This window comes from Streptomyces sp. OZ13 (genome assembly GCF_052068155.1).
Lineage (GTDB): Bacteria > Actinomycetota > Actinomycetes > Streptomycetales > Streptomycetaceae > Streptomyces.
The window spans coordinates 370,443-396,424 of record NZ_JBQHCZ010000002.1 but is presented as its reverse complement, the minus strand read 5'-3'; the positions used below and the strand labels follow the sequence as shown (position 1 = coordinate 396,424).

Annotated in this window: 29 protein-coding genes; 14 read left to right on the top strand and 15 right to left on the bottom strand. The window is 71.4% G+C overall.

The window, feature by feature from the left end; genetic code table 11:
- Positions 1-39 precede the first annotated feature (39 nt).
- The 3 genes from ACTMTU_RS05460 to ACTMTU_RS05450 all read left to right on the top strand — a co-directional run bounded on the left by ACTMTU_RS05460 (position 40) and on the right by ACTMTU_RS05450 (position 2,184).
- Complete coding sequence (locus ACTMTU_RS05460; protein WP_441262302.1) at positions 40-372, top strand: hypothetical protein; 333 nt, start codon at positions 40-42, stop codon at positions 370-372.
- Between the two features lie 159 nt (positions 373-531).
- Positions 532-1,743, top strand: a complete 1,212-nt coding sequence (locus ACTMTU_RS05455) for an acyltransferase family protein (protein ID WP_441262301.1) — start codon at positions 532-534, stop codon at positions 1,741-1,743.
- A gap of 192 nt (positions 1,744-1,935) precedes the next feature.
- Positions 1,936-2,184: a hypothetical protein gene (locus tag ACTMTU_RS05450; protein ID WP_441262300.1), complete on the top strand. Its 249-nt coding sequence runs from the start codon at positions 1,936-1,938 to the stop codon at positions 2,182-2,184.
- Positions 2,185-2,351: 167 nt separating this feature from the next.
- Here the strand turns inward: ACTMTU_RS05450 and ACTMTU_RS05445 are convergent, their stop codons facing one another.
- The 4 genes from ACTMTU_RS05445 to ctaC all read right to left on the bottom strand — a co-directional run bounded on the left by ACTMTU_RS05445 (position 2,352) and on the right by ctaC (position 5,597).
- Entirely contained in the window at positions 2,352-2,894 is a 543-nt protein-coding gene (locus ACTMTU_RS05445) for a TetR/AcrR family transcriptional regulator (RefSeq protein WP_441262299.1), read from the bottom strand.
- A 13-nt stretch (positions 2,895-2,907) separates the two neighbouring features.
- Positions 2,908-3,489, bottom strand: coding sequence for a sugar O-acetyltransferase (locus ACTMTU_RS05440; protein WP_441262298.1), 582 nt, complete (start codon positions 3,487-3,489; stop codon positions 2,908-2,910).
- 148 nt (positions 3,490-3,637) lie between these two features.
- Entirely contained in the window at positions 3,638-4,138 is a 501-nt protein-coding gene (locus ACTMTU_RS05435) for a DUF5709 domain-containing protein (protein ID WP_441262594.1), read from the bottom strand.
- Positions 4,139-4,661: 523 nt separating this feature from the next.
- On the bottom strand, positions 4,662-5,597 hold the full coding sequence (gene ctaC, locus ACTMTU_RS05430; RefSeq protein ID WP_441262593.1) for an aa3-type cytochrome oxidase subunit II: 936 nt from the start codon (positions 5,595-5,597) through the stop codon (positions 4,662-4,664).
- Between the two features lie 501 nt (positions 5,598-6,098).
- Between ctaC and ACTMTU_RS05425 the strand changes: the two genes are divergently transcribed.
- From ACTMTU_RS05425 to ACTMTU_RS05415, 3 genes are all read left to right on the top strand, one after another.
- Positions 6,099-6,323 carry a hypothetical protein gene (locus ACTMTU_RS05425; protein WP_310650526.1) on the top strand — a complete coding sequence of 75 codons (225 nt, stop codon included), beginning with the start codon at positions 6,099-6,101 and terminating at the stop codon, positions 6,321-6,323.
- Positions 6,316-7,395, top strand: coding sequence for a response regulator (locus tag ACTMTU_RS05420; protein WP_441262297.1), 1,080 nt, complete (start codon positions 6,316-6,318; stop codon positions 7,393-7,395). The genes ACTMTU_RS05425 and ACTMTU_RS05420 overlap by 8 nt, the downstream gene beginning before the upstream one ends.
- 155 nt (positions 7,396-7,550) lie before the next feature.
- Positions 7,551-8,588: a DNA topoisomerase IB gene (locus ACTMTU_RS05415; protein ID WP_441262296.1), complete on the top strand. Its 1,038-nt coding sequence runs from the start codon at positions 7,551-7,553 to the stop codon at positions 8,586-8,588.
- Positions 8,589-8,720: 132 nt separating this feature from the next.
- On the opposite strand, the gene eno is transcribed toward ACTMTU_RS05415, so the two are convergent.
- A complete protein-coding gene (gene eno / locus ACTMTU_RS05410; RefSeq protein WP_441262295.1) occupies positions 8,721-10,019 on the bottom strand; it encodes a phosphopyruvate hydratase in 1,299 nt (432 codons plus the stop codon).
- Between the two features lie 169 nt (positions 10,020-10,188).
- Here eno and ACTMTU_RS05405 point away from each other — a divergent pair, with 169 nt between their 5' ends.
- On the top strand, positions 10,189-10,611 hold the full coding sequence (locus ACTMTU_RS05405; protein WP_441262294.1) for a MarR family winged helix-turn-helix transcriptional regulator: 423 nt from the start codon (positions 10,189-10,191) through the stop codon (positions 10,609-10,611).
- Here the strand turns inward: ACTMTU_RS05405 and ACTMTU_RS05400 are convergent.
- From ACTMTU_RS05400 to ACTMTU_RS05385, 4 genes are all read right to left on the bottom strand, one after another.
- Positions 10,608-10,775, bottom strand: coding sequence for a DUF6000 family protein (locus ACTMTU_RS05400; RefSeq protein WP_441262293.1), 168 nt, complete (start codon positions 10,773-10,775; stop codon positions 10,608-10,610). The genes ACTMTU_RS05405 and ACTMTU_RS05400 overlap by 4 nt on opposite strands.
- A 58-nt stretch (positions 10,776-10,833) precedes the next feature.
- Positions 10,834-11,598, bottom strand: coding sequence for a glutaminyl-peptide cyclotransferase (locus ACTMTU_RS05395; protein ID WP_441262292.1), 765 nt, complete (start codon positions 11,596-11,598; stop codon positions 10,834-10,836).
- A gap of 719 nt (positions 11,599-12,317) precedes the next feature.
- Positions 12,318-13,388, bottom strand: coding sequence for a hypothetical protein (locus ACTMTU_RS05390; protein WP_441262291.1), 1,071 nt, complete (start codon positions 13,386-13,388; stop codon positions 12,318-12,320).
- Positions 13,389-13,727: 339 nt separating this feature from the next.
- Positions 13,728-14,723: an aldo/keto reductase gene (locus ACTMTU_RS05385; protein ID WP_441262290.1), complete on the bottom strand. Its 996-nt coding sequence runs from the start codon at positions 14,721-14,723 to the stop codon at positions 13,728-13,730.
- Between the two features lie 128 nt (positions 14,724-14,851).
- Here ACTMTU_RS05385 and ACTMTU_RS05380 point away from each other — a divergent pair, with 128 nt between their 5' ends.
- Positions 14,852-15,712, top strand: coding sequence for a helix-turn-helix domain-containing protein (locus tag ACTMTU_RS05380; protein WP_441262289.1), 861 nt, complete (start codon positions 14,852-14,854; stop codon positions 15,710-15,712).
- A 144-nt stretch (positions 15,713-15,856) separates the two neighbouring features.
- Entirely contained in the window at positions 15,857-16,540 is a 684-nt protein-coding gene (locus tag ACTMTU_RS05375; protein WP_441262288.1) for a hemerythrin domain-containing protein, read from the top strand.
- Between the two features lie 70 nt (positions 16,541-16,610).
- Here the strand turns inward: ACTMTU_RS05375 and ACTMTU_RS05370 are convergent, their stop codons facing one another.
- Together ACTMTU_RS05370 and ACTMTU_RS05365 are read right to left on the bottom strand one after the other, a co-directional pair.
- A complete protein-coding gene (locus ACTMTU_RS05370) occupies positions 16,611-17,036 on the bottom strand; it encodes a DUF1801 domain-containing protein (protein ID WP_441262287.1) in 426 nt (141 codons plus the stop codon).
- Between the two features lie 37 nt (positions 17,037-17,073).
- Positions 17,074-17,238 (bottom strand): hypothetical protein, encoded by a 165-nt coding sequence (locus ACTMTU_RS05365; RefSeq protein ID WP_441262286.1) that lies wholly within the window; start codon positions 17,236-17,238, stop codon positions 17,074-17,076.
- A 167-nt stretch (positions 17,239-17,405) separates the two neighbouring features.
- Between ACTMTU_RS05365 and ACTMTU_RS05360 the strand changes: the two genes are divergently transcribed.
- From ACTMTU_RS05360 to ACTMTU_RS05340, 5 genes are all read left to right on the top strand, one after another.
- Positions 17,406-18,371 (top strand): Rieske 2Fe-2S domain-containing protein, encoded by a 966-nt coding sequence (locus ACTMTU_RS05360; RefSeq protein ID WP_441262285.1) that lies wholly within the window; start codon positions 17,406-17,408, stop codon positions 18,369-18,371.
- Between the two features lie 171 nt (positions 18,372-18,542).
- On the top strand, positions 18,543-19,427 hold the full coding sequence (locus ACTMTU_RS05355) for a GNAT family N-acetyltransferase (protein ID WP_441262284.1): 885 nt from the start codon (positions 18,543-18,545) through the stop codon (positions 19,425-19,427).
- 161 nt (positions 19,428-19,588) lie between these two features.
- On the top strand, positions 19,589-20,242 hold the full coding sequence (locus tag ACTMTU_RS05350) for a TOPRIM nucleotidyl transferase/hydrolase domain-containing protein (RefSeq protein ID WP_441262283.1): 654 nt from the start codon (positions 19,589-19,591) through the stop codon (positions 20,240-20,242).
- 336 nt (positions 20,243-20,578) lie between these two features.
- Positions 20,579-21,742: an ATP-binding protein gene (locus tag ACTMTU_RS05345; protein WP_441262282.1), complete on the top strand. Its 1,164-nt coding sequence runs from the start codon at positions 20,579-20,581 to the stop codon at positions 21,740-21,742.
- A gap of 316 nt (positions 21,743-22,058) precedes the next feature.
- The gene (locus ACTMTU_RS05340) at positions 22,059-22,286 is read left to right on the top strand and encodes a hypothetical protein (RefSeq protein WP_441262281.1); all 228 of its coding nucleotides are present in this window, start codon (positions 22,059-22,061) and stop codon (positions 22,284-22,286) included.
- A 359-nt stretch (positions 22,287-22,645) separates the two neighbouring features.
- Here the strand turns inward: ACTMTU_RS05340 and ACTMTU_RS05335 are convergent, their stop codons facing one another.
- The 4 genes from ACTMTU_RS05335 to ACTMTU_RS05320 all read right to left on the bottom strand — a co-directional run bounded on the left by ACTMTU_RS05335 (position 22,646) and on the right by ACTMTU_RS05320 (position 25,976).
- Positions 22,646-22,879 carry a ferredoxin gene (locus ACTMTU_RS05335; RefSeq protein WP_441262280.1) on the bottom strand — a complete coding sequence of 78 codons (234 nt, stop codon included), beginning with the start codon at positions 22,877-22,879 and terminating at the stop codon, positions 22,646-22,648.
- A 3-nt stretch (positions 22,880-22,882) separates the two neighbouring features.
- Positions 22,883-24,109, bottom strand: a complete 1,227-nt coding sequence (locus ACTMTU_RS05330; RefSeq protein ID WP_441262279.1) for a cytochrome P450 — start codon at positions 24,107-24,109, stop codon at positions 22,883-22,885.
- A gap of 71 nt (positions 24,110-24,180) precedes the next feature.
- A complete protein-coding gene (locus ACTMTU_RS05325) occupies positions 24,181-24,972 on the bottom strand; it encodes an ABC transporter permease (RefSeq protein WP_441262278.1) in 792 nt (263 codons plus the stop codon).
- Positions 24,972-25,976, bottom strand: coding sequence for an ATP-binding cassette domain-containing protein (locus ACTMTU_RS05320; RefSeq protein ID WP_441262277.1), 1,005 nt, complete (start codon positions 25,974-25,976; stop codon positions 24,972-24,974). Before ACTMTU_RS05320 ends, ACTMTU_RS05325 begins: the two co-directional genes overlap by 1 nt.
- Positions 25,977-25,982: the final 6 nt, after the last annotated feature.

Sequence of the window (25,982 nt, the reverse complement as noted above, 5' to 3'; positions counted from 1 at the left end):
GCGAGGGGTTCTCCGCTCGATACGGGCCTGCTGCGCTTGATGGACAGCGTCTTCCACACGAGTGCGGCGATGCCGACGGCCCTGCCGTTCCTGATCCGTCTCGCAGCCGACCCGGGCATCGCGGTGCGGGACGGCCTGCTCGGCCTCGTGGTCGTCGCCGCGGACCTCTCTCAGCCCGTCGACGCGGACGACGAACGCGCGGTGCTGCTCCTCGGCAAGGACGAGGACCACCCGGAACGCGAACAGTGCGGGGCCGCGTTCCTCCACCACGCGCCCCTGCTGCGTGAGCTGCTGGACGACGAGACCCTTCCGCCCGGACTGATCAGTGCGGACGACCGCGAGTGCCTGCTGAACGCTGCGGCACCGCGCTGATCCCATCCGCGGCCGGTCACCGGAGCGGCCAAGTCCAAGTCCGACGTACGGGACGCCTTCCGGCCCGTCGTCGGACGATGACCGCGGCCGGGCCGCTCCCGGAGGAACGCTGTCCTCCGTGCACGTCCTCTCCCATACTGGTCCGAGGGCAGGGGGGACATGACAGCGGAGACGGAGACCGAGCCACAGGCGCCCGCTCCTCGGCGCCGCGAACTGGACGCGCTGCGCGCCCTGATCGTTCTCGGCCTGGTCTTCTTCCATGCCGCCCTCGTCTTCGCGCCGGACGACGACTTCTACGTCAAGAACGCGGAGACGGCCGACGCCGTCACGGTGCTCGCGGGGTTCGGCGTGGTGTGGGCGATGCCCATGCTGTTCCTCGTCGCCGGCCTCGGCACCCGGCATTCGATGCGCCGCCGCGGCCCGGGCAGGTTCGCCCGCGAACGCCTGCTGCGCCTCGGTGTCCCGCTGGTCCTTGCCTCCCTCGTCCTCAACCCCCTCCCGCAGTGGCTGCGGCTGCGGGCGGCGGACCCCGGCTACCACGAGTCGTACTGGCGTTTCTGGCCCCGCTTCCTCACCGTTCACCCGGATCCCGGTGACTTCCCGTTCGTCCTCGACGGCCGCTACTTCGAGACCGGGCACCTGTGGTTCGTCGTACTCCTCCTCGCCTTCTGTCTGCTCCTCGTGCCGATCGCGCGCGTGGTCGCGGTCGCCGGCGGGCGCGCGGCGGCGGCGATGACCCGTCGGCCCGTGCTGCTCCTGCTGCCCGCGCTGCCACTGGCCCTGCTCAACGCGCTGCTGGGCATGGAGGAGGACTACGCGGGCTGGAACCGCTGGGCCTACCTACTGTTCTTCCTCTGCGGCTACGCCTTGGCCGACGATGTCCGGTTCCGCGCCGCCCTGCGCCGCCTCGCCGTACCGGTCGGCCTGCTCGGGCTCGCCCTGTTCGCCGCGTCCGCGCCCGGATTCGTGGCGGGGGACGACCCGTTCACCGCCTGGAGCCCGCTCGCGCTGGCCACCCGGGCGCTGTTCGGGGCGGCAGGGTGGTGCTGGGTCGTGGCGATCCTGGGACTGCTGGACAGGCCGCGTGAAGGTGGCCTCTCCTCGGGCAGGGGCGGACGGGTGTGGGGGTATCTCACGCTCGCCGCACTGCCGTTGTACGTGTTGCACCAGCCGGTCGTGGTCGCCTTCGCGTACGCGGTGGTCGGATGGCCCGCGCCGATGCTGGTCAAGTACGCGGTGATCGTGGCGGGTTCACTGGCGATGATCCTCGTCGTGTACGAGTACGCGGTGCGCAGGACCCGGGTGACGCGGTTCTTGTTCGGCATGCGCCCCGGAAACGCCCCCGGCGGGACCGGGATCACCTCTCGGTGAGCTCCGCGAGCGCGATGTTCGGCCGGAGGACATCCGCCCCGGGGCCCCCCACGGAGCCCACCCCCGCCTGCGCCGTTCGGGCCGCGGCTGCGCCCGCCCGGGCGTGTGCGCTCGCGGGCGCGTCCGAGGGGGCGAAGCATGTGCCGGACGAGCGCCTTGCGGACCGGGCGGACCACGGGAAGGGAACACGCGGTGATCGACGAAGCTGTCGTCCACGAACTGTTGGATGCGACCGATGACGACGCTGCCCTGGTGCTGCTGGGAGGGACGGCGCAGGTGGTCGACCGGACCGCCCTCGGCAGCGACGCGTTTCGCGGCGCAGCGGTGCTCCTGTCGCGCGCGGAGCTCGTGGACCGGCTGGGCACCTCGTCCCCCACCCAGGAGGACGTGGCGCGCGTAGCAGCGTCATTGCGCGACGCCGTCGGCAAACTCGGCGCCTGAGAACACTCACCGCACCACGACCTCCGTACGGGGCGAAGCCCCGGGCGCCGCGTGAACCGGGCGGGTGCGGCTTGGGCCGGCGCTGCGGCGGAAGCCCCGGTGATGCGTCGTGCCTGTGGGGGCGCGGTGTCAGGGCCGCGCCCCCACAGGCTGCTCTGTGGCCGCTGCTAGGCGGCGGTGATGCGCTTGACCGCTTCGCGGGTGAGCGCGCGGTCGTGCGGTGCGCGGTCGAGGGCCCTATGGAGGGTGAGTCCTTCGACGAGTGCGTCGAGCTGGCGGGCGGTGTCGGGGTCGAAGTGCCGTTCCAGGAGGTGCCGGCTGCGGAGCATCCACGCCTGGGTCAGTTCCCGGTACTCCGGGCGTCGGGCGGCGAGGGTGTAGAGCTCGTGCGTGAGGACCAGGTCGCGTTGCGGTCCCTCGGAGAGTGAGTGGATGAGGTCGGTGACGGCCTCACGCGCCTGTTCCGGGCTGTCGACGGGGCCCAGGTGGTGCTCGAAGACGGCGACGAAGTGGTCGGCGAAGCGGGTGAAGGCTTCGCGGAGCAGGTCGTCGATGCCGGCGAAGTGGTAGGTCATCGAGCCGAGCGGGACGCCGGCACGGGTGGCGATCTTGCGGTGGGACACGCCGGCGATGCCCTCCTCGGCGATGTGGTCGAGGGTGGCGGCGATGATCCGTTCGCGCCGCTGGGGGTCGGTGTGTCCGGTGGCCATCGGGTGCCGCGTCTCAGAGGCTGCGGATCGGCCGGGCGGGGTTGCCGACGGCGACGACGTCGGCGGGGACGTCCTTGGTGACGACCGAGCCGGCCCCGATGACGCTGTTGTCGCCGATGGTCACGCCGGGGCAGACGATGACGCCTCCGCCGAGCCAGACGTTGTCGCCGATGGTGATGGGCAGGGCGGCCTCCAGCTTGTCGCGTCGCGGCTGGGGCTCCAGCGGGTGGGTGGGGGTGAGGAGTTGGACGTTCGGGCCGATCTGGCAGTCCTCGCCGATGGTGATCCGGGCGACGTCGAGCGCGGTCAGGTTGTAGTTGACGAAGGTGCGGGCCCCGATGGTGATGTTGCTGCCGTAGTCGACGTACAGCGGCGGGCGCACCTCGACGTCCTCGCCCGCTGAGGCGAGCAGCTCTTCGAGGATCGGCCGGGCCTTCGCCGGGTCCTCGAGGTGGGCAGCCTGGTAGCGGGCGGCGAGCCGCACGGCCTGCTGTTGCCTGCCGGTGATCGCCGGGTCGTCGGCGATGTAGAGGTCGCCCGCGCGCATGCGCTCGAGGTTGGTGCGCGGGTCGCCGGCAAAGTAGTCCGTCGCCATGCGTACGACCGTACACTCCAGAAGGTACGTTCGTACACTCCTGCTGCTCGTCAGTGTGCCCGGCACGACGGACGCACCGATCCGCGGAGCGCGGCGTTTCGTGACGGCCGATCGCCGCGGGTGCCCGCGGCACAGGCCCCGGCCGGGTTCACGTCCCTCCCCTGTCCAGGTCCCGTTCCGATCGTTCGAGGTCGTTGTCGCGCACGACATGCATGGCCGCCTCCTCGGCGCCGGCCGCGCCCGCGTCGATGCCCACGTCGGAGGCGAAGAGCTCCTTGTCGGTGTCCGGGTGGGCGCCCTCGTCCGGCGCGACCAGCCGTCCCGCCCGTTCGGTCCCCGCCTCGGGATCGATCGGCTCCCCGTCACCGCCGGGCAGGTCGCCGATGCCGTCCGACTCGTCCGCTCCGGCGTCGGGCAGTTCTTGGGCCAGCCGCTGCTCGAGGGTCTCGCCGTCGTGCTGCTCCGCCGCGGTGGTACCGGTCTTTTCCACCCCGAGCGGCCTCTCCGGCGGCGAATAGCCCTCGTCGAGGATGTCGTCGTAGCTGCGCTCGCCCACTGTGTTCTGGAGGTCCAGTGGTGCGGCGTCCTCCTGCTCTTCGTTGCTGCCCGTCGGCTGATATACGTCGTCCGCCATGCTGCCCTCGGTCATCATCACCGCCTCCGTTCTCCGCGGGCCGGCCCCGCTCCGTTCGGCGCGGGCCGCTCCTCCGGGGTCGCACGGTGCGCCCCGGCCGGATCGATCTCCTTCGTCTTCTTCTGTAACCCGTCCGGGAGCGCCGGGCGACGTCACGACCATGGGCGGTCGCTCGGGGCCGGCGGGCGATGCCGCGTGCGGCCCGCGCGGCGAGCCTGACGCCGACGGGCAGCTTCGTCCCTGCCTGAGACATGTGACCGGTCAACGACGATCTGCTCCTGTCGCGAGGGAGGCGGACACCGTCGCGGGTGCCCGTGACCGGCAGCGTGAACCCTGCGGCCGCCGTCCCCCGGCGCAGCCGTGGCGAACGCCGTCCCGCTACGCGCCGTAGGCGTCCCTGCGGGGCTGTGGACCGGCATCCGCGGAGCGGCCGGCGCGCCGTGCGGCACGGGTACCCGCCACGACGCTCTCCGGCCGGGTGCCCGGCCGTGCCGTGGCGGCCCGGGACCGCACGCATGCTCAGCTGCGCAGCATGGGCTCACAGCTTGTTGGGCTCCGCGTTCCTGGCCGGGTCGGTCAGTTCGATGCCCGCCGGGATGAACCCGGTCTGGCCCTTCACGGCAAGGCTCTTCAGGTGCTGCTGGTAGCGCTCCGGAGAGACGATCTTGACGTTGAAGAGCATCCGGGCATGGTCGACGCCGCAGAGCTCGGCGCACTTGCCCCTGTAAGTGCCCTCCCTGCTGGGCGTGACCTCGAAGGCGTTGACGTTGTGACCGGGGAAGACGTCCTGCTTGAACAGGAACGGGACCACCCAGAACGAATGGATGACGTCACGCGAGGAGAGAACGAAGCGGACCTTCTCCCCCTTGGGCAGCCACAGCGTCGGACCGGGGTTGCCGTTCTGCGGGTTCCGGGTGCCGGGGATCCCTGCGTCGTAGACGCCCTCGGCACCCGCCGGGAAGTCCTTGCGGAACCGGTCCGGGAACGTGCCCAGGAGAGGGCTCCCCTGCGCGTCGCCCGTCTCGGGCCTGCCGTCCACGTCCTCGACGTAGTTGAAACCCCAGCTCCACTGGTAGCCCACCACACCGATGGTGTGAGCCGGTTTCTCGGACAGCTCCAGGAGCTTCGACTCGTCCCGCGCCGTGAAGTAGAAGAACACCGACACGATGATGATCGGAACCACGGTGTACAACGCCTCGATCGGCATGTTGTACCTGGTCTGCGGAGGGATGTCGACGTTCGTACGGCTGCGCCGGTACCAGATGACACTCCACAGGATCAGCCCCCAGACCAGCACGCCCGTGGCCAGCGCAGCCGCCCACGAGCCCTGCCACAGGGAGAGGATCCGCGGCGCCTCCTCCGTCACCGGGGTCGGCATACCGAGCCGCGGGAAGTCCGCCCAGTTGTACGAGCAACCGGAAGCGGTGCCGAGGATCAGCCCCGCGATGAGGACCTGCGGCAGCTTCCGCCGCATCGGTCGCCGGGACAGGGGGGTGGAGCCGTAGGCGCTCACGGAACTTCTCCAGGGGTCGTGCCGGCCAACCCGCGGCGGCCGGTCGCCGACCCTCGGGCAGGCAGAGAGGCGTGTCTTCCCGGCCAAGCTATGGGCGTCGCCCTGGAAACGCCGACCAACGCGCCGCCCGATGCCCCGAAGGGGTGGAGTTCCGGCGGCTCCGGACGAAAGGCCTGCGAGCCGGGTCTCCGCAGTCCTCGCGGCAACGCGTCAGCAGCGTTGCGGGGCAACGCCGGGCAACGGTTACGCGCATGCCGCTCCGACCAGCGGGAACAGGCGCCGTCCGCGGAGAGAGCCGGTGCCAACAGCGATCGCTGTTGCACTTCTTCTCCGGTCGCGGAGCGCATCGGTCCCACCGCCCGCCATTCTGTGATTCCCCGCTCCGGCAATCCGCCGGAAGCGTGAAGCCCCGTTGCCCTGGCACGGGTTGAATGGACGGAGATCCTGGTGGACCGGCCTCTGTTGTCTCAGAGAGCGACCCTGGTGTTCCTGCTGGCCCTGATCGGCGGCGTGACCGCGGGAGTTCTGACCGCGCTCGCCGGCGAGGGAACGCCCCGCAGCGTCCTCGCGGGCCTCGCGACCGCCGGGCTGTCGGTGCCCTTCTTCAACCGCCTCATCGCCGCCGAGACCGCCGGCTGCCGTGAAGCGGCGGGCGCCGGTGCCGGGGAGGCGGAAGACCGTGGGTGAGCTGCGACCTCTCGGCACCGATCTCACCGAGGCGTCCCGCGCTCTCGCCCAGGCGCTGCGGGAGCTGTTCGAAGGGATGGAGGTCTCCGTACGACGCTATGCGGCGCGGCGCCAACGCGATCCCGGGACGTTCTCGCGCTACCTGAACGGAACCCGTTTACCGCCTTGGCAAGTGATCATGGACCTCTTCACGGACCTTGCCGAGCACCATGGAACCGCCGTCACGACGGAGGCCATCGAGTTCGTTCGCGGCCTGTACGGCTCGGCGGTCGACGCCGCCTCCTCCCCCAAGCACGCGGTCGAGCTCCTGGAGCAGCAGCTGGCCGACGCCGACCGGGTGTCCCGGCGCTCCAGCGTCCGCGGCGACGTCCTGGGCGACGCGCTTCTCGACCGCACCCACCGCATCGCCGACCTGGAGGTACGCCTCAACCAGCTGGAGGCCGACCGGAGCGCGGAACGGGAGCGGGCGGACAAGCTCGCCGCCGCCCACTCCGACGTCACCGAACTCCTCCAGGAGCGCAACGACCTGGAGATGGAGGTCTCCCGCCTGGACAACGAGCTGCGTCAGGCGCGGGAACAGCGTGCCGCCGCCGAGGCACGGTGCGATCTCCTCGAACGTCAACTGGAGGCCGTGGAGCGGCCGGCGGCTCTGCCCGCCGTCTCGGAACCGCAGGACATGCCCAAGATCCTCATCGTCGACGACCAGGCGGACAACCTCCTCGCCATGACCGCGGTGCTGGCGACCCTCGATCAGGAGCTCGTCACCGTCTCCTCCGGCCGCGAGGCGCTCAAGGCGCTGCTCGACCACGACGACTTCGCCGTCATCATCATGGACGTGCAGATGCCGGAGATGGACGGCTACGAGACCTGCGCGCACATCAAGCGCAGGCCGAGGACCCGCGACGTCCCCATCATTTTCCTGACCGCGATGGGCGTCGACCCGGAGCACTCCGCCCGCGGATACGCGGCCGGCGCCGTCGACTACATGAGCAAGCCCTTCGACCCCTGGGCGCTGCGCGCCAAGGTCGCCGTATTCACGTCGATCTACCTCGAACGCCGAGGAAACCGGTGACCCACCGCCTCCGGGCGGGGCGGGTTTGTGGCCGGCGCATCCGGACAGAAGCGTGGTGCGCCGCAGCGCCGTTCGTGAGGACTCGCGCCGTGGCGACGTGGACCTGGACGATCGGCCGTTCACCTCCACGGCCGATCGCGTCCGAGGAGGCGGGATTGCGTCTTCACCACAGCCGGCCCACCGACCCCGGCTACAGCCGCAAGCGCCACGGGCGCGGTTTCCGCTACTTCGACGCCCAAGGGCAGCCGGTGCGCGACCCGGTCGAGCCGGCCCGCATCCGGGCGCTCGTCATCCCGCCCGCCTGGAGCGACGTGTGGATCTGCACCCCGCCCAACGGCCACCTCCAGGCCATCGGCACCGACGCCGCCGGCCGCCGCCAGTACCTGTACCACCCGCAGTTCCGCGCCGAGCAGGAGCAGGCCAAGCACGACCACGTCCTCGACGCGGCCGAGGCCCTGCCCGCCGTACGGGAGGCCGTCGAGGGACACCTCGGCGACCGCGGCCTGACCCGCAGGCGGGTCCTCGCCACCGCCGTACGCCTCCTCGACCTCGGCTTCTTCCGCATGGGCAGCGACCAGTACACCGAGCTGAACAACAGCTACGGCCTGACCACGCTGCTCCGCGAACACTCCAGCTGCCGGGGCGGTGCCGTCCTCTTCACGTACACCGGCAAGCACGGCAAGGAGATCGTCGAGACCGTCGCCGACCCCGCCGCCTGCCGCAGCCTCACCGCGCTGCTGCGGCGCCGGGGCGGCGGCGACCGCCTCCTCGCGTACTGGGAGCGGCCCGCCTGGCACGACGTGAGCAGCGCCGACGTCAACGCGTACCTTCAGGAGATCGCCGGCCTGGAGATCACCGCGAAGGACTTCCGCACCTGGCACGCCACGGTCATGGCCGCCGTCGCGCTCGCCGTCTCACAGTCCGTCGCGCGCAGCGAGACCGCCCGCCGCCGTGCCATCGCCCGCGCGGTCCGCGAGGTCTCCGGATACCTCGGCAACACCCCTGCGATCTGCCGCAGCTCCTACATCAACCCGCGGGTGATCGAGCTGTACGAAGAGGGCGTCACCATCGCCGCCGCCCTGCCACGCCTCGGCGACGAGGGCGCGTACGGCATTCCCGCCACCCGGGGTCCCGCCGAGCGGGCCGTCCTGCGCATGCTTCGCACGGACAACCCGCCCGAGTGCCGTTCCTAGGGGCGGCATCTGTTCGTTGCCACGAGGTCGTACGGAAGGTGCCGGGACTGCAGGGCGAGGGCGGTCGACGCCATGTCCAGGGCCTGAGCCGGGTATTCGCCTCTGCTTGTGAGAACGGGTTCCGGCATTCCGTCAGAGCGGCGGACGAGCCTCCTGGCGGCGCAGCGCCTCCGCGCCCGGGTACTGGGCGCTGTCGCCCAACTGCTCCTCGATGCGGATGAGTTGGTTGTACTTGGCGGTGCGGTCGGAGCGGGACAGTGATCCGGTCTTGATCTGGCTGCAGCCCGTGGCCACCGCCAGGTCCGCGATCGTCGTGTCCTCCGTCTCTCCCGAGCGGTGCGACATGACGACGGTGTAGCCCGCCCGGTGGGCAGCGTCGACGGTGGCCAGGGACTCCGTCAGGGTGCCGATCTGGTTGACCTTCACGAGGACCGAGTTGGCGACGCCGGAGGCGATGCCCTCGCGCAGGAGGGTCTCATTCGTGCAGAACACGTCGTCACCGGTGAGCTGGCAGCGCGCACCGACCCGTGCGGTCAGGTCCCGCCACCCCGTCAGGTCGTCCTCGGCCATCGGGTCCTCGATCGACACGATGGGGTAGGCGTCGATCAACTTGACCAGGTGGTCGGCGTGTTCGGCGGGTGTGCGCCGCACTCCTTCCCCGGTGTAGTCGTAGACGCCATCGCGGAAGAACTCGGACGACGCCGGGTCCATGACCAGACCGATGTCCGTGCCCGGCCGGTAGCCCGTGCGCTCGACGGCCGTCACCACGAAGTCGAGCGCCTCCTCGGCGGTGCGCAGGGCGGGCGCGAAGCCGCCCTCGTCGCCCACTCCCGTGGAGTGCCCGGCGGCGAGGAGGTCACGGCGCAGGGTGTGGAAGATCTCGGATCCCATCCGCACGGCCTCGGCGAAGGTCTCCGCGCCGATCGGGGCGATCATGAACTCCTGGAAGTCCAGGGGATTGTCGGCGTGCGCACCCCCGTTGACGATGTTCATCATCGGCACGGGCAGCAGCCGCACGTCGGAGCCGCCGAGGTAGCGGTAGAGCGGCAGGCGGTGGGCGGCGGCCGCGGCCTTGGCGGTGGCCAGGGAGACGCCGAGGATCGCGTTGGCGCCGAGCCTGGCCTTGGTCGGGGTGCCGTCCGTGGCAACGAGGGCGGCGTCGAGGCCGGCCTGGTCCTCGGCCTCGCGACCGGTGACGGCGGCCGCGAGCTCCGTGTTGACGTGGCGTACCGCGTGGTCGACGCCCTTGCCGTGCCAGCGGGCCGGGTCGCCGTCGCGGAGTTCGACGGCTTCGCGGGCGCCGGTCGAGGCGCCGGAGGGGACTGCGGCCCGGCCGACGGATCCGTCCGCCAGTTCCACGTCCACCTCGACGGTGGGGTTGCCCCTGCTGTCGAGGACACGGCGGCCGGTGACGGAGGTGATGGCGGTCATGGGAGTCCTTCCCGTTGTCGCATGCGTGCCGGGTTCGGCTGCGGCGACGGTGGCGCTGGACCCGACACAAGGAACTCTACAGCAATGCTGTGCAGCCATGCTGTTCAGTTTCCCTGTTCAGCCAGGCTGCGCAGTTCTGCTGCGCAGCGGTGCTGCGTTAAAATTCGGCATGCCCCTTCCGGAATCCGCCGCCGTCGCGGCCGAACTGCGCACCGCGACGGGAAAGCTCACGCGGCGGGTGAAGCTCGAGGACCAGATGCCGCTGGGTCAGGTGGCCGTTCTCGGCGCGCTGGACCGCAGCGGTGCGATGACGACCAGCGAACTGGCGGCCGATCAGCGGGTGCGCCCGCAGTCCATGGCCCGAGCCGTCGGACTGCTCATGGACCAGGGGCTGATCACGCGCCGGGCGCATCCGACCGACGGCCGCAAGAGCCTGGTCGAGCTCTCCTCTGCGGGGCGGGCGCTGCTGGAGGAGGAGCGGGGGCGCAGGGCGGATTGGCTTGCCCGAGCGATCGAGGCGGAACTGACGGAAGAGGAGCGGGAGTTGCTGGCGCGGGCAATCGGGCTGGTGGAGAGACTCGCGGCGCACTAGCTCGTGATGTCGCCGGCGGCCTCGCCGAGGTCCCGTGTGAACTTGGTGCGTTCAGGCTCGGTCCTGCGCCGGAGAGGGCCGCCGAGTTCGAGGTAGCGCCTGCCGGGCGTGACGTAGCGGTGGATCAGAGCGAGCAGCTCGGGGTCGTCGTTGGCGTGACGCATAGCCGCATCCTGGTACTGGGCGAAGCTGTTCGACCATTGATTTGCTCAGGCGCACTGCTCATCGGGGGACGAAGGTGACGTGGAACATGCGGGGCCAGAGTTTGCCGGTGATCAGAAAACCGTCGGTTCCCGGTACGGCGGCGATGCCGTTCAGTTGTTCGGCTCCGCGGCGTTCGGATGCGGTCAGGAGTCCGGCTGCGTCGATGTGCGCGCTCACGTCACCGGTGCGCGGGTCGATGCGCAGGATCGTGTCCGTCGTGTACACGTTGGCGTAGACGAAGCCGTCGGGCGCGCACTCCAGTTCGTTGAGCCCTGTAACGGGCCTGCCGTCCCGGCGGACGTTGACGCCGCCCGTCTCCGTGAAGGAGTCGGGGTCGCGGAAGGTGAGCCGGTCGGTGCCGTCGCTCATCACCAGCCGTCCCCGCCCGGCGGTGTGTTCGTGGCACAGGCCCCAGCCTTCGCCCCGGTAGCCGACTCGGCGACGTTCCGCGAGGGTGGTCGGGTCGCGCTCGATGGCAATGCCGTTACGCCACGTGAGGTGCCACAGCTTGTCACCGGACAGCGTGATGCCTTCGCCGAACAACGGCGCAGGAAGTTCGACGTACCGCGTCGGCGGCCTGCCCGGCGGTCCGGCCCGCAGGGAGGACCGGCCGACCAGCCCCGTGCTCTCGTAGAGGGTGGCGCCGCGGAACTCCAGACCTTGGGTGAAGGCTCGGGAATCGTGGGGAAGGGTGTCTCGCACCACCGCCCGCAGTAACCGGACCCGAGGGGCGGCGGCCACATCGCCGAGCGCGGTCGCCGTCGCCCGTCCACGAGCAGGCATGCGGCCGTGGTCCACAGGGGCGGAGGTCTCACGCGAGGCACCGACGGGTCGGACGGCCTCCCCCGGTTCGGCCGGGCCGAGGAGCAGCGCCCCGACGACTGCCGCCACCACCGCCACCAGCACCCTTGTGTGGTTGCCACGGCGCGCGACGGCACGCCCGGTGGTCGTCTCAGTGGCCCCGGATGCCTGCGACGGCCCCGGTGGCCTCCACCGCGCCGCCCTCACTGCTGCGCCGGTTTCGGCTGCTGTCCCTGCCCCACAAGAGTCTCCCTTCCAGGTCCGTCGCTCAAGAGCCGGACCCCATGGCGCTCGGGCGCCGGTCACGAACTGTGGACGCGTGGCGGTCGTACGTCCTCGACTCGTCCCTGCCGGCAAGCGGGGTGGGCCCAGGACCTTGCACTCGACCGTGCGGAGCGACCGCCATCAGGGCCACCGGAATCGGGTGGGCCCTGATGGAGTGCCGGTCCGGGAATGCCGAACGGACAACGTCTGGAGGTGCGGCCGGATACGCGGCGGACGCCTGCCTCACCTGATCGCCTCAGCGGTGGCCCCGTCCAGGTCACGCATACGGCTCACCCGGGCCCCGGCGTGCTCGGCAGGCACCGCCGTCCGGCGCTGTGCGATTGCGGCGGAAGGTCGCGGGACAGGGCGGGCGGCAGGGTCTCGCCGCCTTCCGCAGGCCGGCCGGAAATGCCCGCGTGCATGGAGCACGCGGGTTGCTAGAGAATTTCGCGCAGCCACGGGCTGCGTACCGCCGGCAGCCGGACCAGGGTGCGCCGGAACACTCCCAGGTCGATCCGGAACACGTCATCGACACTCGGGGCGGGCGGGTCGTCGCGCAGGACGTCCGCGGGCATGAGACTCGACGCGGGGACGGGCAGCCGCGGCTCAGGGAAGACCAGCCGGAGCCACACCCCGAACGGCAACGGCACCAAGTACGCCCGGGCGGCCGGGGCGGCCGGGGTCCAGACCTCCCCGGTCTGCGGATGGGACGGTACGAGCAGGATGCCGGCGTCCGCGTCGGGGGCGGCCGGCCCCGGTCCGGCGAGGACGGCTCGCCGCACCGGCGGACCGGCCGGCAGCAGGGCGTCGAGGGTGTGCTGGAACACCTCCGCGGTCAGGCCGTCCGGGACGGTCACCGCCCGGCCCTCCGACGCCACCAGAAGGTGGGCGAGTGCCCGCCCGGCCGCGGCCTCCCACTGCGGGCTCCAGGACCACCGGCGGCTCGCCCCGGACAGCGATCCCCACAGGGTGATCGGCTCGAAGGGGGTCACGCCCTTCCCTTCCGCCATCAGCTCCGCCCAGGAGAGCGGTCCGGTGTCGGCGTCTCCGACTTGGACACGACGCACGGCGTCCGGGGCGAGCCACATGGCCTGCCAGAGAGAGCAGTCGTCGACACGGCTCGCCACCGGCAGACCGCACGCCTCGCAGGCCATGTTGCGACCGTCGGCCACGTCGAGGCCGCAGCAGGCGCCGCCGCGCCTCTCCGGGATCAGCACGGCACCACAGATGTCCCCGGGTGCGATGACAACCGCACCGGGCGCGCCGTCGGACAGGGCGTGGACCGGCGCGTGGACGCCACGGGCCGCCGCCTCGTCCGGATCGATCTCCTCCCACCTCCGCCAAGGCGGGCCCCATGGCTCCGGTTCCACGGCGAACGTCCCCGGTTCCATGAGCACCGGGAGCTGAAGTCCGTTGCCGTACTTCTGATAGGTGTGGACCGGCAGGGCGACCCGGGACAACGGGGCGGTCAGCTCGGCGTCGCACCCCGCGCACACGAAAACGAACAAGTGCCCTCCGCTCGGCAAACAGGGGCATCGTCGCAGGTCGGCGGCAGCCGGCCAACGAGTTTTCCCGCAGCCCGTTGCCCGGGAGGGCAGCCAAAGTGCCTGAAGCCTGGACTCCGGTGCGAGCGGATGCGCACCGGAGTCCATGGGCCGGACCGACCGGCATCAGCGGCTCGATCCGGTCCCACGTCGCATCCGTGATCACTGACGGGGAGACACATCCCCTCAATCATCTGGGCGAGACGCTCCGGCAACCGGCTCACGCCGCACGGGACAGAACCTCGTCGCGTGGGTGCCCGCTTCCCGGCGGCACTCGCGCCGGGAGCCGCCGGAGAGGCGGACTCAGTTCCCCGCGCCGAGACCGGACATGAACGCGGCCGGATACCGGTCGCCGCGCGCCGCGCCGAGCGGCACCGCCTTCTCGATCTCGGCGAGGTCGTCCGCGGTGAGGGTCAGCTCCATCGCGGGCAGCGCCTCGGCCAGCCGTTCGCGGGTACGGGCGCCGACCAGCGGCACGATCTCGTCGCCCTGTGCGGCCACCCAGGCGATGGCCAGCTGGGCGACGGTGCATCCCTTCGCCTCGGCGACCCGGCGCAGAGCGTCCACGAGGGCGAGGTTGTGTTCCACGTTCCCGGCCGAGAACCGCGGGCTGAAGGCGCGGAAGTCGCCGGGGCCGGCGGTACGGCCGGCGGCCCAGTGCCCGGAGATGAGGCCGCGGCTGAGGACGCCGTAAGCGGTCAGGCCGATGCCGAGCTCCCGCAGCGTGGGCAGGATGTCCGCCTCCACCGCGCGGGAGATCAGCGAGTACTCGATCTGCAGGTCGGCGACCGGGTGTACGGCGTGCGCCCGGCGGATCGTCGCGGCGTCGACCTCCGAGAGGCCGAGGTGCCGCACGTACCCGGCGTCGATCATCTCCTTGATCGCGCCCACCGTCTCCTCGATCGGAACCGCCGGGTCCAGCCTGGCGGGACGGTAGATGTCGATGTGGTCGGTGCCCAGCCGGGTCAGGGAGTAGGCCAGGAAGTTCTTCACCGCCTCGGGACGTGCGTCGGCACCGCCGAAGTCGTGGCCCGGTCCGCGCAGCATCCCGAACTTGACGGACAGTTGGTAACTGTCCCGGTCCCGGCCGCGCAGGGCCTCGGCGAGCAGCAGCTCGTTGTGGCCCATGGCGTAGAAGTCGCCGGTGTCGATGAGGGTGACGCCGGCCTCGAGCGAGGCGTGCACGGTGGCGATGCTCTCCGCGCGGTCGGCCGCGCCGTAAACGTCCGACATGCCCATCGCACCCAGGCCCAGCGCGGAAACGGTCGGGCCGGTACTGCCCAGGGTTCGCGTCTGCATCACGTTCTCCTTCGTCGTCGGATCCGTCACCCACCTTGCGGGTGCGCCGCGGAGTACGGGAGCGGAGCGTTCATCATGGGAGAGCCGCTCCCTGGATCGGCCCGCCCGCGGCGGGGGACCATGGAGCCATGCAACGTGAGCAGCTCGCCGACTTCCTGCGCCACCGCCGCGAGGCGATCCGCCCGGCCGAGGTCGGCATCCCCGACGGCCCGCGCCGCCGCACCGCAGGCCTGCGCCGGGAAGAGGTGGCCATGCTCGCCGGCATGTCGGTGGACTACGTCGTACGCCTCGAGCAGGGCCGCAGCAGTCAGCCCTCGACCCAGTTGCTCGGCGCGCTGGCCCGGGCGTTGCGCCTCTCCGACGACGAGCGGGACTACCTGTTCCACCTGGCCGGCCACCGGCCCCCGCCCGCCGACGGAGTGGCCCGCCTGGCCCGCGCCGGTCTGGTGCGCATGCTCGGCCTGCTCGGCGACACCCCGGCCCTGGTGCTGTCCGACCTGGGCGAGGTCCTCGCCCAGAACCGTGCGGCCGTCCTGCTCACGGGCGACCACACCGGCTTGTCCGGCGACCGGCGCTACCTCGTGCACCGCTGGTTCACCGACGCCGCCACTCGCGCCGTCCACCCGCCGGAGGAGCACGAGCACCACGCCCGGCAGCTCGTGGCCGACCTGCGCGCGGCCGCCGGCCGCCGTTCCGGCGACCCCACGGTCGCCGGGCTCGTCGACCGGTTGCAGGCCGCGAGCGCCGACTTCCGCCGGCTCTGGGCCGAGCACGAGGTGGCGGTCCGGCGCGCCGACCGCAAGACCGTGCTGCACCCGCGGGTGGGCCGCCTGCTGATGGACTGCGAAACCCTCGTGACTCCCGACCAGGGCCAGCTGCTGCTCGTGCTCACCCCGGCGGACGCCGAGGCCCGCGAGCGACTGGAGCTGCTGCTGGTCCTCGGCGTCGAGGAATTCCCCACGGGGGTGACTGGCCCGCCTGTCAGGTGAAAAGGCGGCCGGAGCGGGGCCCGGTGAGGAGTGCTTCCGAGAGGCACTGGGTACTCGCGGGACCGGCGGCGAAGGCGACGAACCCCCGAGCGGCCCGCCGAACGAGTCCGGCCCCGGGGCACCACACGGGCTGAGGAGGCCCCGATGTCCACCTCCATCACACAGCAGAGCGTCGAGGAGCTCGGCGGCGAGGCCAGCGTCCTGGTGCGGCAGCGGCGTGACCACGCCAAGCTCGACCGCCTGATGAACCGCTATGTATCGGGCAGGCGGCCCCCGGAGGAACGGCAGCAGACGCTGAAGGACATCATCCAGCTGACCTTCAGCCACGCCTTCGCCGAAGAGACCGTGCTGTGGCCGGCGCTGCGGCGGCTCGCGGACGACGGCGAGGAACTGACCTCTCGGGTCGAGCAGGAGCACCAGGAAATCAACGACCTGGTCGCCGCCGTCGAACACACCGACCCGGCCGACCCCCGCCACGACGAACTCGTCGAGCGGGCCTTTGCCCTCATACGGCAGGACATCCGCGACGAGGAGGAACTGCTCCTGCCCCGGCTGCAGGAGGCGCTGGGCCATGACCGCGCACGGCTGCGGCGGCTGGGCACCACGTGGGAGACGGTGCGGCGTACCGCCCCCACGCATCCCCACCCGGCCGTGCCCCGCCGGCCTCTGGCGAACGTGCTGGCCGGAGTGCCGCTGAGCGCGTTGGACCGGGCTCGCGACATGGCCGGAGCCGTCGCCGGAAGCTCAGGCGCCCGGACGACGGCGATGGTGGGCGGGGCGCTCGTCACTGCCTGGTTCGCGGCAAGGCGGGCACGGGCGAGTCACTGAGCCCCGGCGGCTTTACCACTGATCGGTGAGGCCGAACTCGCCGTACCGGCCACGGCATCGCCGTCGGCAATCAGAAGAGATCGTCACCGGGCAGGTCGGCGGCCTGACGGATCCAGCTGACGACGAGTTCCTCGTCGAACTCCTCGTCCTCATGGATGTCGAGGTAGCGCACGCGCTCATGCTTGGATTCGCCCGGCGGCAGCGGGTCCAGCGATGTGCCGTTGAGCCAGGTCACCTTCACGTACTTCGTGAAGCAGTGGAGACCGAGGAACCACCCGTTGCCTTCGACTCCGTAGAAGGGCGAGTTCCACCGGACCGCTTTGCGCACGCCGGGGACGGTCCGCACGACGAGGTCGTCCAGACGGCGGCCGACCTCGCGTTTCCAGCCCGGCATCGCCTCGATATAGGCCTGGACCGGACCATCGCCGTCGCCCTTGGGAATCTGCGGGTTGCCACCCGACAGCAGTCGCGGCTTCTCTGACGGCCGATTTGCCATGGGCCCGATTATACGGTTGTGACCATCTACCGGCCTTTCAGGCGGGGTCCATTCCCCCGTCGCCGCCCTCCCCCGACGGAACCGACTCGTCGGGGTCCTCCGTCGAGGGCTCATCGGCATATGTGGGACGGGAGTGCTCGTCGGCGAAGTCGGGCTCCTCCTCCGGTTCGGGAGTCACGGATTCTTTCTCCTGGTCGGACATGGCCTGCTTCCTTCCTGTGACGGACGGCGTACGGCTTCATCGTTGTCCTCTCCGGCGTCGGCCGCATGCCATCAGGAGAGCGGCACCCCCGTGCTGCCGGCAGCCCTGTCGGCCCGGCGGCAGCCTCGATGCGGTTTCGTGTGCTCGTCCGTGGTTACCCAGGTCCTATGAACCGATGGGACGCATCACCGGGCAGCGATCGGCCCGAACTCCGGAAGCGTTTCTTCTCGTCGTCGGCAGGCCCCGGCCGGTTTCTCGCGGCGATCGACCGCCTGGAGCGCAGTCCGCGCAACGACCCGGTGATCGACCGTGTCCAGCGGGCCGTGCACGGGCTTCCCCTGGGACGCGGCAGGGACTTCCTGCACGGCAGGTGGCTGGGACACCCCGTGCATCCCCTGATGGTGCAGGTGCCGATCGGCAGCTGGCTCTCCGCGGCGGTGCTCGACCTGCTTCCCGGACAGCACCGTGGAGCACGCGCCCTCGTCGGGGTGGGGCTGGCCGCGGTCCCCCCTGCGGCCGTGGCGGGCTGGGTCGACTGGGCGGATCTCCAGCGACAGCAGATGCGCGTGGGACTCGTGCACGCGGCGACCAACGTCACGGCCGTGGCGCTGTACGCGGGCTCGTTGACCGCCCGGACACAAGGCCGCACCGGACTGGGCAAGGCACTCGGTTTCGCCGGGCTGGCGGCCGTGAGTCTCGGGGGCGCGCTCGGCGGCCACCTTGCCTACCGGCAGGCATCCGGCGCCAACCATGCGGAAGCCGTACCTCATCTCGTGAAGTCCGGGTGGCAGGGGATCGGCGCCGTCGCCGACTTCCCCGTCGGCCGGGCGGTCCGCCGGCACATCGACGACGTGCCGGTCCTGGTGGTGCGCGAGAGCGGCAACACCGTGCACGTTCTCGCCGACACGTGCAGTCACATGGGCGGCCCGCTCTCCGAAGGGACGATCAGCGACGGCTGCGTCCGTTGTCCCTGGCACGGCAGCGTGTTCCGCCTGGCCGACGGCTGGAACGTACGCGGCCCCGCGACGGCGCCGCAGCCCGCCTTCGACACCCGCATCACCGGCGGCCGTGTCGAAGCACGCCTGCGGCGCCCGGAGTCGGACGCCGGACCGCACAGGAGCGACGCCGCCTGACAGGAGCGGCGGAACGCCGGGCTTCGGAACGACGGCGAGCTCTCCCCGCCCCACTGCGGCAGGCGGCCCGCCGGACCTCCCGGCCGCCGCGCGAGGACCCGCAGCCCCCACCCGCGCCCGCCGGCCGGAAATCGGGTGCGGACGGCCGGCGCGGTGGTGTGTGATCAGGGCATGTCGATTGTGCTGAGCATGCCGGGAGTCGAAGGGCTGAGCGAGGCTGTGGGTGTGCTGCGGGAGTGGCAGTACGACGGGGCGCCCATGCAACTGCATCCCGGGGACCTGGGCTGGTACTGGCGGTCAGGTGCGGAAGCGACCGCCGCGGCGGTCAGGACGTGGAGCCGGGGCGGACGGATTCTCGCCGTCGGGCTGCTGGACGGTCCCGGGCTGTTGCGCCTGACGATCGCGCCCGACGCTCACCGGGACGAGGAGCTGGCCCGGAAGCTGGTCGAGGACGTGAGCGATCCGGAGCGCGGCGTGCTGCCCGAGGGGAAGGCGAACATCGAGTCGCCCATGGGCGCGCTGGTCCAGGATCTGCTCTTCGAGGACGGCTGGGACGTCGACGAGCCGTGGACGCCGCTGCGCCGCGACCTCACGGAGTCGGTGAACGACCCGGGCGTGCGGATCGAGGCGATCGGGCCCGAGCACGCCCATGTGTTCGCCGCCGTACAGCGGGCGGCGTTCGACGGGTCGAGGTTCACGGACGAGCGCTGGCACGCGATGGCGGCCGGGTTGCCGTACGCCGACGCCCGCTGTCTGGTCGCGTACGACGACCGGGGCAACGCGGTGGCGGCGGTGACGGTGTGGTCGGCCGGTCCGGGGAAGCCCGGGTTGCTCGAGCCGATGGGCGTGCACCGGGAGCATCGCCGTCACGGCTACGGAAAGGCGATCACCGTCGCCGCGGCGGCCGCGCTCCAGGAACTGGGCTCGTCGAGCGCGCTCGTCTGCACCCCCAGCTCCAATGCCGGCGCCGTCGCCACCTACATGTCGGCCGGCTTCCGGCAACGCCCCGAAGTCCGGGACCACTATCGGGACTCATCGGCTCCGTCCGGCGGTTGATGCGACGGGGCTGCGTACCGGCCGGCGGTGCCGGAACAAGCCGGCGCTGCCCCGCGGCCGGCAGTGCGGAGCTGCCGACTTCCGGGGCCCGTCACCCGCGGAAAACGTACGTGCGTGCGGGATCTCGGCCGTGCCAGGATGGCATCGGAAAGCGAGGTCTCGTGGACGAGTTGAGGCGATTCCGCCTGGCGCTGGTCGCGTGGGCGGCCGGCGGAGCGGAGTCGGGAGCGGCGGCAGCGTCGGCGCGGGAACTGGCCGGCGGTGTGCGGACGATCGTGCTCGTCGAGGGCAGCAGTGATCACGTCGCCCTCGAAGCGCTGGCCGCGCGTTACGGCCGCGACCTCGGCGCGGAGGGCGTCGCGGTGGTACCGCTCGGAGGCGCGACCAACATCGGGCGGTTCCTGGACGTGTGCGGTCCGCCCGGACTCGGCCTCCCGCTCGCCGGTCTCTGCGACATCGGCGAGGAGCGGCACTTCCGTCGTCATCTGGAACGGGTCGGTCTCGGGTCCGGTCTCACGCGGGCCGGACTGGAGCCACTCGGGTTCCACGTGTGCGTCGCCGACCTGGAGGACGAGCTGATCCGCGCTCTCGGGGCCGACGGAGTGCAGCAAGTGATCAAGGCCCAGGGCGAGATGCGCCCATTCCACACCTTCCAGGGCCAGCCGGCGCAGCGGGAACGGCCCGTGGAGCACCAACTGCGGCGCTTCATGGGCACGCACAGCGGCCGCAAGGCGCTCTACGCGCAGGCGCTGATCACCCACCTGGACCTCGAGCGCGTTCCCCGGCCGCTGGAACGCCTCCTCACGCACGTCTGAACCTGATCGAAAAACGGCGTCACTCGGAGTGTGGCGTGTGGCGGTGCCGCGAGCGTCCCGCACGCCGTAGAGCGCGCCGATGCTCGGACGCGGCGTGCCGGGCGGGCGTGAGAACTTCCCGGATCGGGTACCTCGGGTCCGCCGGGAGCGGGGTCGTTCCCGGCCTCGGCGGCCCCTGCGCCGGGCTCCGCCCGCGGCTCACGATCCCTGGGCCGACCGCCTCCGCGCAGGCGCTCACCCGGCCGCCCATGCTCACGGGGAACCGGCTCTGACCTGGCGTTTTCCGCGGATCCGCCTAGGCTGGGAGAGTCCACAGGACACCCGGAGGGGGACTTCATGAGTCAGGACGCCATCACGTACGACGCCGCCCGGATCGAGGTGCTGGAGGGGCGGGAAGCCATTCGGAAGCGGCCCGGGATGTACGTCGGCTCGACCGGCGAACGAGGCCTGCATCAGCTCGTGTTCGAGGTCGCCGACCGCGCGGTGAACGAAGTCCTCGCCGGCCGCGCGGACTCCGTCGACATCGCCCTCACATCCGACGGCGGCGTGCGCGTCGCCGACGACGGGCCGGGGATCCCCGTCGAGGCCGCGGAGGACACCGGAGGGCCCGGCCTCGAAGCCCTGCTGACCCGCCCGCACATCGGACCGAAGCCCGGTGACCGCCATTCCGGTGTCCTGAGCCGCATCGGCGCAGGGCCCTGCGTCACCAATGCCCTGTCGAGCCACCTGACGGCCGAGGTGCGGCGTGAAGGGGTCCGCTGGGTCCAGGAATACGCGTGCGGCGTCGCGCTCGCTCCGCCGAAGGCCGTGGGACCGGCGACCGGTAGCGGGACCACCATCACCTTCCGGCCCGACGCCGACATCTTCGGCACGGCGCAGTGCTCGTTCACCGTGCTGACGGAGCACTTCAGGGAACTGGCCTTCCTGAACCGGGGCCTCGACATCTCGCTGACCGACGAACGTCCCGCGGGCGGATCCCGGTCGGCCCGTTTCCGGTTCCCGGGCGGAGCACGGGACTTCGTCGTCTTCATCGAGGGCCCGGACGCCGTCCCCGTTCACCCGCACATCGTCAGTTTCGAGCAGGAGCTCCCTCTGACGGCGGGAGCGGTGGAGGTGGCCCTCCGTTGGAGCGACTCCCGCGAGGAACAGGTCCGGAGTTTCGCGAACAGCAGGCCCACTCCTGAGGGCGGCACGCACGCAGAGGGCTTCCGCGACGGGCTCGTGGCCGCGGTCAACGCGTCCGCGCGGCAGCGGGGACTGCTCGCGAAGGCGGATCCCGATCTCGGTGCCGACCGGATCGGCGAGGGGCTCACGGCGGTGGTGTCGGTATCGCTGGAGCATCCCGAGTACGGCGGCGCCACGTGCGGCACGCTGAACAACGCGACAGCGCGCGCCTGCGTCGGCCGGGCCGTCCGTGAACACCTCGGCACATGGCTCGAGGAACAGCCGGAGCAGGCCACGATCGTCATCGGCCGGATCCTCCGAGGCGCCCGGCACTGAGCGTCAGATGACCGCCCCCGCCGCTTCCCGGGACCGGGACCGGGACCGACGGGGGCGGTCGCGCTGGTGCTCTCAGTCGTCGGCGGCAACGTCAGACGTTGCGGCGGTGGACGCGGGTTTCCCAGGGCCGCAGGGTGTGCCGGGCGCCGAGAGGTGTGCTGCGGGGACCCGATGAGCGTCTCGCTGTGTTCCCGGCCGTCGGGCAGATCGACGGTGAGGTCGGTTGCGCCGAAGCCGGCGAGTAAGGCATGCGGGACGTTTCGCCGTACGCCTCCATCGGCGTGCCTCACCGCAGGAGCGCTCGTCGGAGTCATCCTTGACCATGGACAACCGCGAAGCGACATGGAACAGCACCGACACCCTCGGTCTCGAGATCCGAACGGACTCGACCGGCACCGTCGCCATGAGGATCTTGGGCTGGGAAGGCGTACTCCCCCTCTCCGTCATTCGTCTGACCACGACCGCGGTCATGGCTGCGGCCCGCCCACCAGCGATCGGCGACCTCGAGCCGCAAGGCTCGAGACCGCAGGGCTGCGCATTCTGACCGGGATTTCCTCCCGCGCCTCCGCCTGCTCCCGTCCGAGCGAATGCCCCTCCCCCGGAGGCCGTTGTCGGCGCGCCCTTTGAATCCTGGGCGGGTTCGACGCTTGCCGGGTCACCCGACGCCGGTGGGAACGGCGCTGCTGGGGTCGGCGTGGGTGGTGGTGGACCAGTCGACGGCGGGCCGGGTGCGGGCGAATCCGCGGCGAGCGAGGCCAGGTCGACGCCGGCGTCGCGGGTCCGTGCCGTCATCGGCGCCGGTTCCACCTCGGCGCACGCGGCGAAGTGCTGGGCGGTCCGCACACGCGAGAGCCCCCACCGGTGCGCGGTGCGGGGTTCTCGGTCCGGGCCGCGCCACGGGCGCTACAGGTCCGTGGAATCCGGGGCGTCGAGGGCGATGGCTCCGGCGGGGCAGAGGCCGACGGCCATCCGGGCGGCGGGCCGGTGCTCGGGGGCTGGTGCGGGGTTCAGGAGCATCACCAGACCCTCGTCGTCGTCCTGGTCGAAGACGGCCGGAGCCGTCAGGGCGCACATGCCGGCGCCGGCGCAGCGGTCACGGTCGACGCGGAGTCGCAGGGGCTCTCGTGGGTCGCTCATGGGCTACTCCTCGTCCCAGGTGACCGGCAGGCTGATCACTCCGTAGATGTTGGAGCGGTCGCGCAGCGGCACCTCCTGCGGCGGCACCGCGAGGCGCAGGGTGGGGAAGCGGGCGAAGAGCGCCGGGAACGCGACGGTCATCTCGACGCGGGCGAGCTGCTGGCCCAGGCACTGGTGGGCGCCGTGGCCGAACGCCAGGTGCCCGGCGGCCTTGCGTCGGATGTCGAGCCTGTCGGGCTCGGGGAACTTGAGCGGGTCGCGGTTGGTGGCCTGCACGGAAATGGTCACCGTCTCCCCCGCCCGGATGAGCCGACCCTCCACCTCGACGTCCTCGAGCGCCGCCCGCGGCAGCGGGTCGGCGACGCTGAGGTAGCGCAGCAGTTCCTCCACGGTCTGTCCGGCGAGTGAGGGGTCGGCGCGCAGGGCCTCGAGTTGGGCGGGGTTGCTCAGCAGGGCGAAGGTGCCGAGGCCGAGCATGTTCGCTGTGGTGTCGAGCCCGGCGGCGAGCAGCAGCCCGCCGATCCCTGCCAGTTCCTCGTCGGTGAGGTCGGCGGTGGTGAGGTCGCTGAGCAGGTCGTCGGTGGGCTCGGCGCGCTTGGCGAGGACCAGTTCGTTCAGGTACTGAAGCAGCGCCGTGTAGGCCTCGCCCGTGGCCTCCGCATCCGCCGTCTGGTCGAAGAGGGTCGCCACGTGGCTCTGGAAGCGCTCCCGGTCTGCGTACGGCACGCCGAGCAGCTCGCAGATCATGAGCGCGGGCACGGGTTGCGCGAACGCCGTCACCAGATCGGCCGTGGGCCCGGCCTGCTCCATGGCGTCCAGGCACTCGTTGGTGAACTGCTCGACGCGCTCAGTGAGTCGACGCATGCGGCGGACGGTGAACCTGCCGGTGAGCAGGCGCCGGTAGCGGGTGTGCTCGGGGGCGTCGAGGCCGATGATGTCGCCGACCGGCGCGGGCGGTATCTCTCCCTGCACGCCCTCCATCGGCATGGGCGGGTGGAGGAGTTCGTAGCGTGAGCTGAAGCGCGGATCGGCCAGGATCGCGCGGGCGGCGGCGTGTCCGGTGACCAGCCAGCCTATGTGTCCGTCGGCGTAGCGCATACGGCGCAGCGGCCGGTCGCTCAGCGCGGTGAGTCCGGCGGGCGGGTCGAAGGGGCAGCCGGTGCGCCTGTCGGTGGGCAGGGTGGGCGGCTCTTCGGCGGTGGCGCCGGCGGCCGTCGGGTCGTACGACATGGGTTCCTCCTGCGATCGTCGGGCGGGTGCAGGTGGTGCGAGGCGGTGAAGTGGCTCGAGGAGGGCGGCGGTTACCGCTTGACTCCGGCCTTGAAGGTACGGCGCGCCCACACGTAACCGACGAGGGAGAGCGCCACGCACCAGGCGAGGCCGACGGCCGCGCTGGAGCCGATGCCGGTGCCGAGCCACAGGCCGCGCAGCGTCTCGATGATCGGGGTGAAGGGCTGGTACTCCGCGAACCAGCGCAGACCGGTGGGCATCGACTCGGTCGGCACGATGGCACTGCCGACGAACGGCAGGAACGTCAACGGCATCGGGATGTTGCTGGCGGTCTCCACGTTCTTGGCGATCAGGCCGATGCCCGCGGAGATCCAGGTGAGCGCGAGCGTGAGCAGGGTGAGCAGGCCGATGGCGGCGACCCACTCGACGGGCGTCGCGCTGGGGCGGAAACCCATCAGGAGGGCGACGCCGATGACGAGCGTGATGCTGGTCATCGTCTGGATCACACTGCCAACAACGTGGCCCGTCAGGAACGAGGCATGGGAGATCGGCATCGTACGGAAACGGTTGACGATGCCCTCCGTCTTGTCGACGCACACACTGATCGCCGTGGTCAGCGCGCCGGAGGTGGCGGCCATCAGGATGATGCCGGGCGCCAGGTAGTCGATGTAGTCGCCGCTGCCGGTGGGCAGTCCGCTGATGCCGTTGCCCAGGGCGCTGCCGAAGACGTAGTTGAACAGCAGCAGCATCACGAGGGGCATCGCGACGACGGTGACCGTCAGGGACGGGTAGCGCAGCGCCTTCTTGAGGTTGCGCCGCAGCATCGTCCTGGAGTCTCGTGCGGCGTACGACATGGTGGCCATCAGGCGTTCTCCTCGGGCGATGCGACGGTGCCGGCGGGGCGGGGCTGACCGGTGAGGGTCAGGAAGACGTCGTCGAGGTCGGGGGTGTGCACGGTGAGCGACTCGGCCTGGACGGCGATGGCCTCCAGGGTGTCGAGGACGGCCCGCAGGTTGGGGATGGAGCCGTCGCTGGGGATCTGCAGGGTGAGTGAGTCCTCGTCGCGCGTCGCGATGCCGAAGATGCCCGCGGCGGTGTCCAGGCTCCGGGCGTCGGCGAACCGCACCCGGATGTGGCCGCCGGGGATGCGCCGCTTCAGCTCGTCGGCGGTGCCCTCGGCGATCAGCCGGCCGTGGTCCAGCACCGCGATGCGGTCGGCGAGTTGGTCGGCTTCTTCGAGGTACTGGGTGGTCAGGAAGATGGTCACGCCGTCGTCGGCCACGAGTTCGCGGATGATCTCCCACATGGTGCGCCTGCTGCGCGGGTCGAGTCCGGTGGTGGGCTCGTCGAGGAAGATGATCCGCGGATCGCCGATCAGGGTCATCGCCAGATCGAGCTTGCGCCGCATGCCGCCGGAGAAGGTGACGGTGGTCTTGTCCGCCACCTCGGACAGGTCGAAGCGGCGCAGCAGGTCCTTGGCCCGCCGCTTGCCCTCACTGCGGTCCAGGTGGTGCAGATCCGCCATGAGGAGCAGGTTCTCCTCGGCGGTCAGCAGATTGTCGACGGCCGAGAACTGGCCGGTGACGCCGATCACGGAGCGCACCGCGTCGGCGGCCCGGGTGATATGGCGGCCCGCGACCCGGGCTTCGCCCGCGTCGGCGTCGATGAGCGTTGAGAGGATCTCCACCGTCGTGGTCTTGCCGGCGCCGTTGGGCCCGAGCAGGGCGAAGACGGTGCCTTCGGCGATGTTCAGGTCGATGCCGTCGAGGACGAGCTTGTCGCCGTAGGACTTGCGCAGTCCGGTGGCGGTGATCGCCGGCGCCGGCGCGTTCGCGGCGCTCGGCGCGGTCGTCAGGGTGGCAGTCATGCCGCA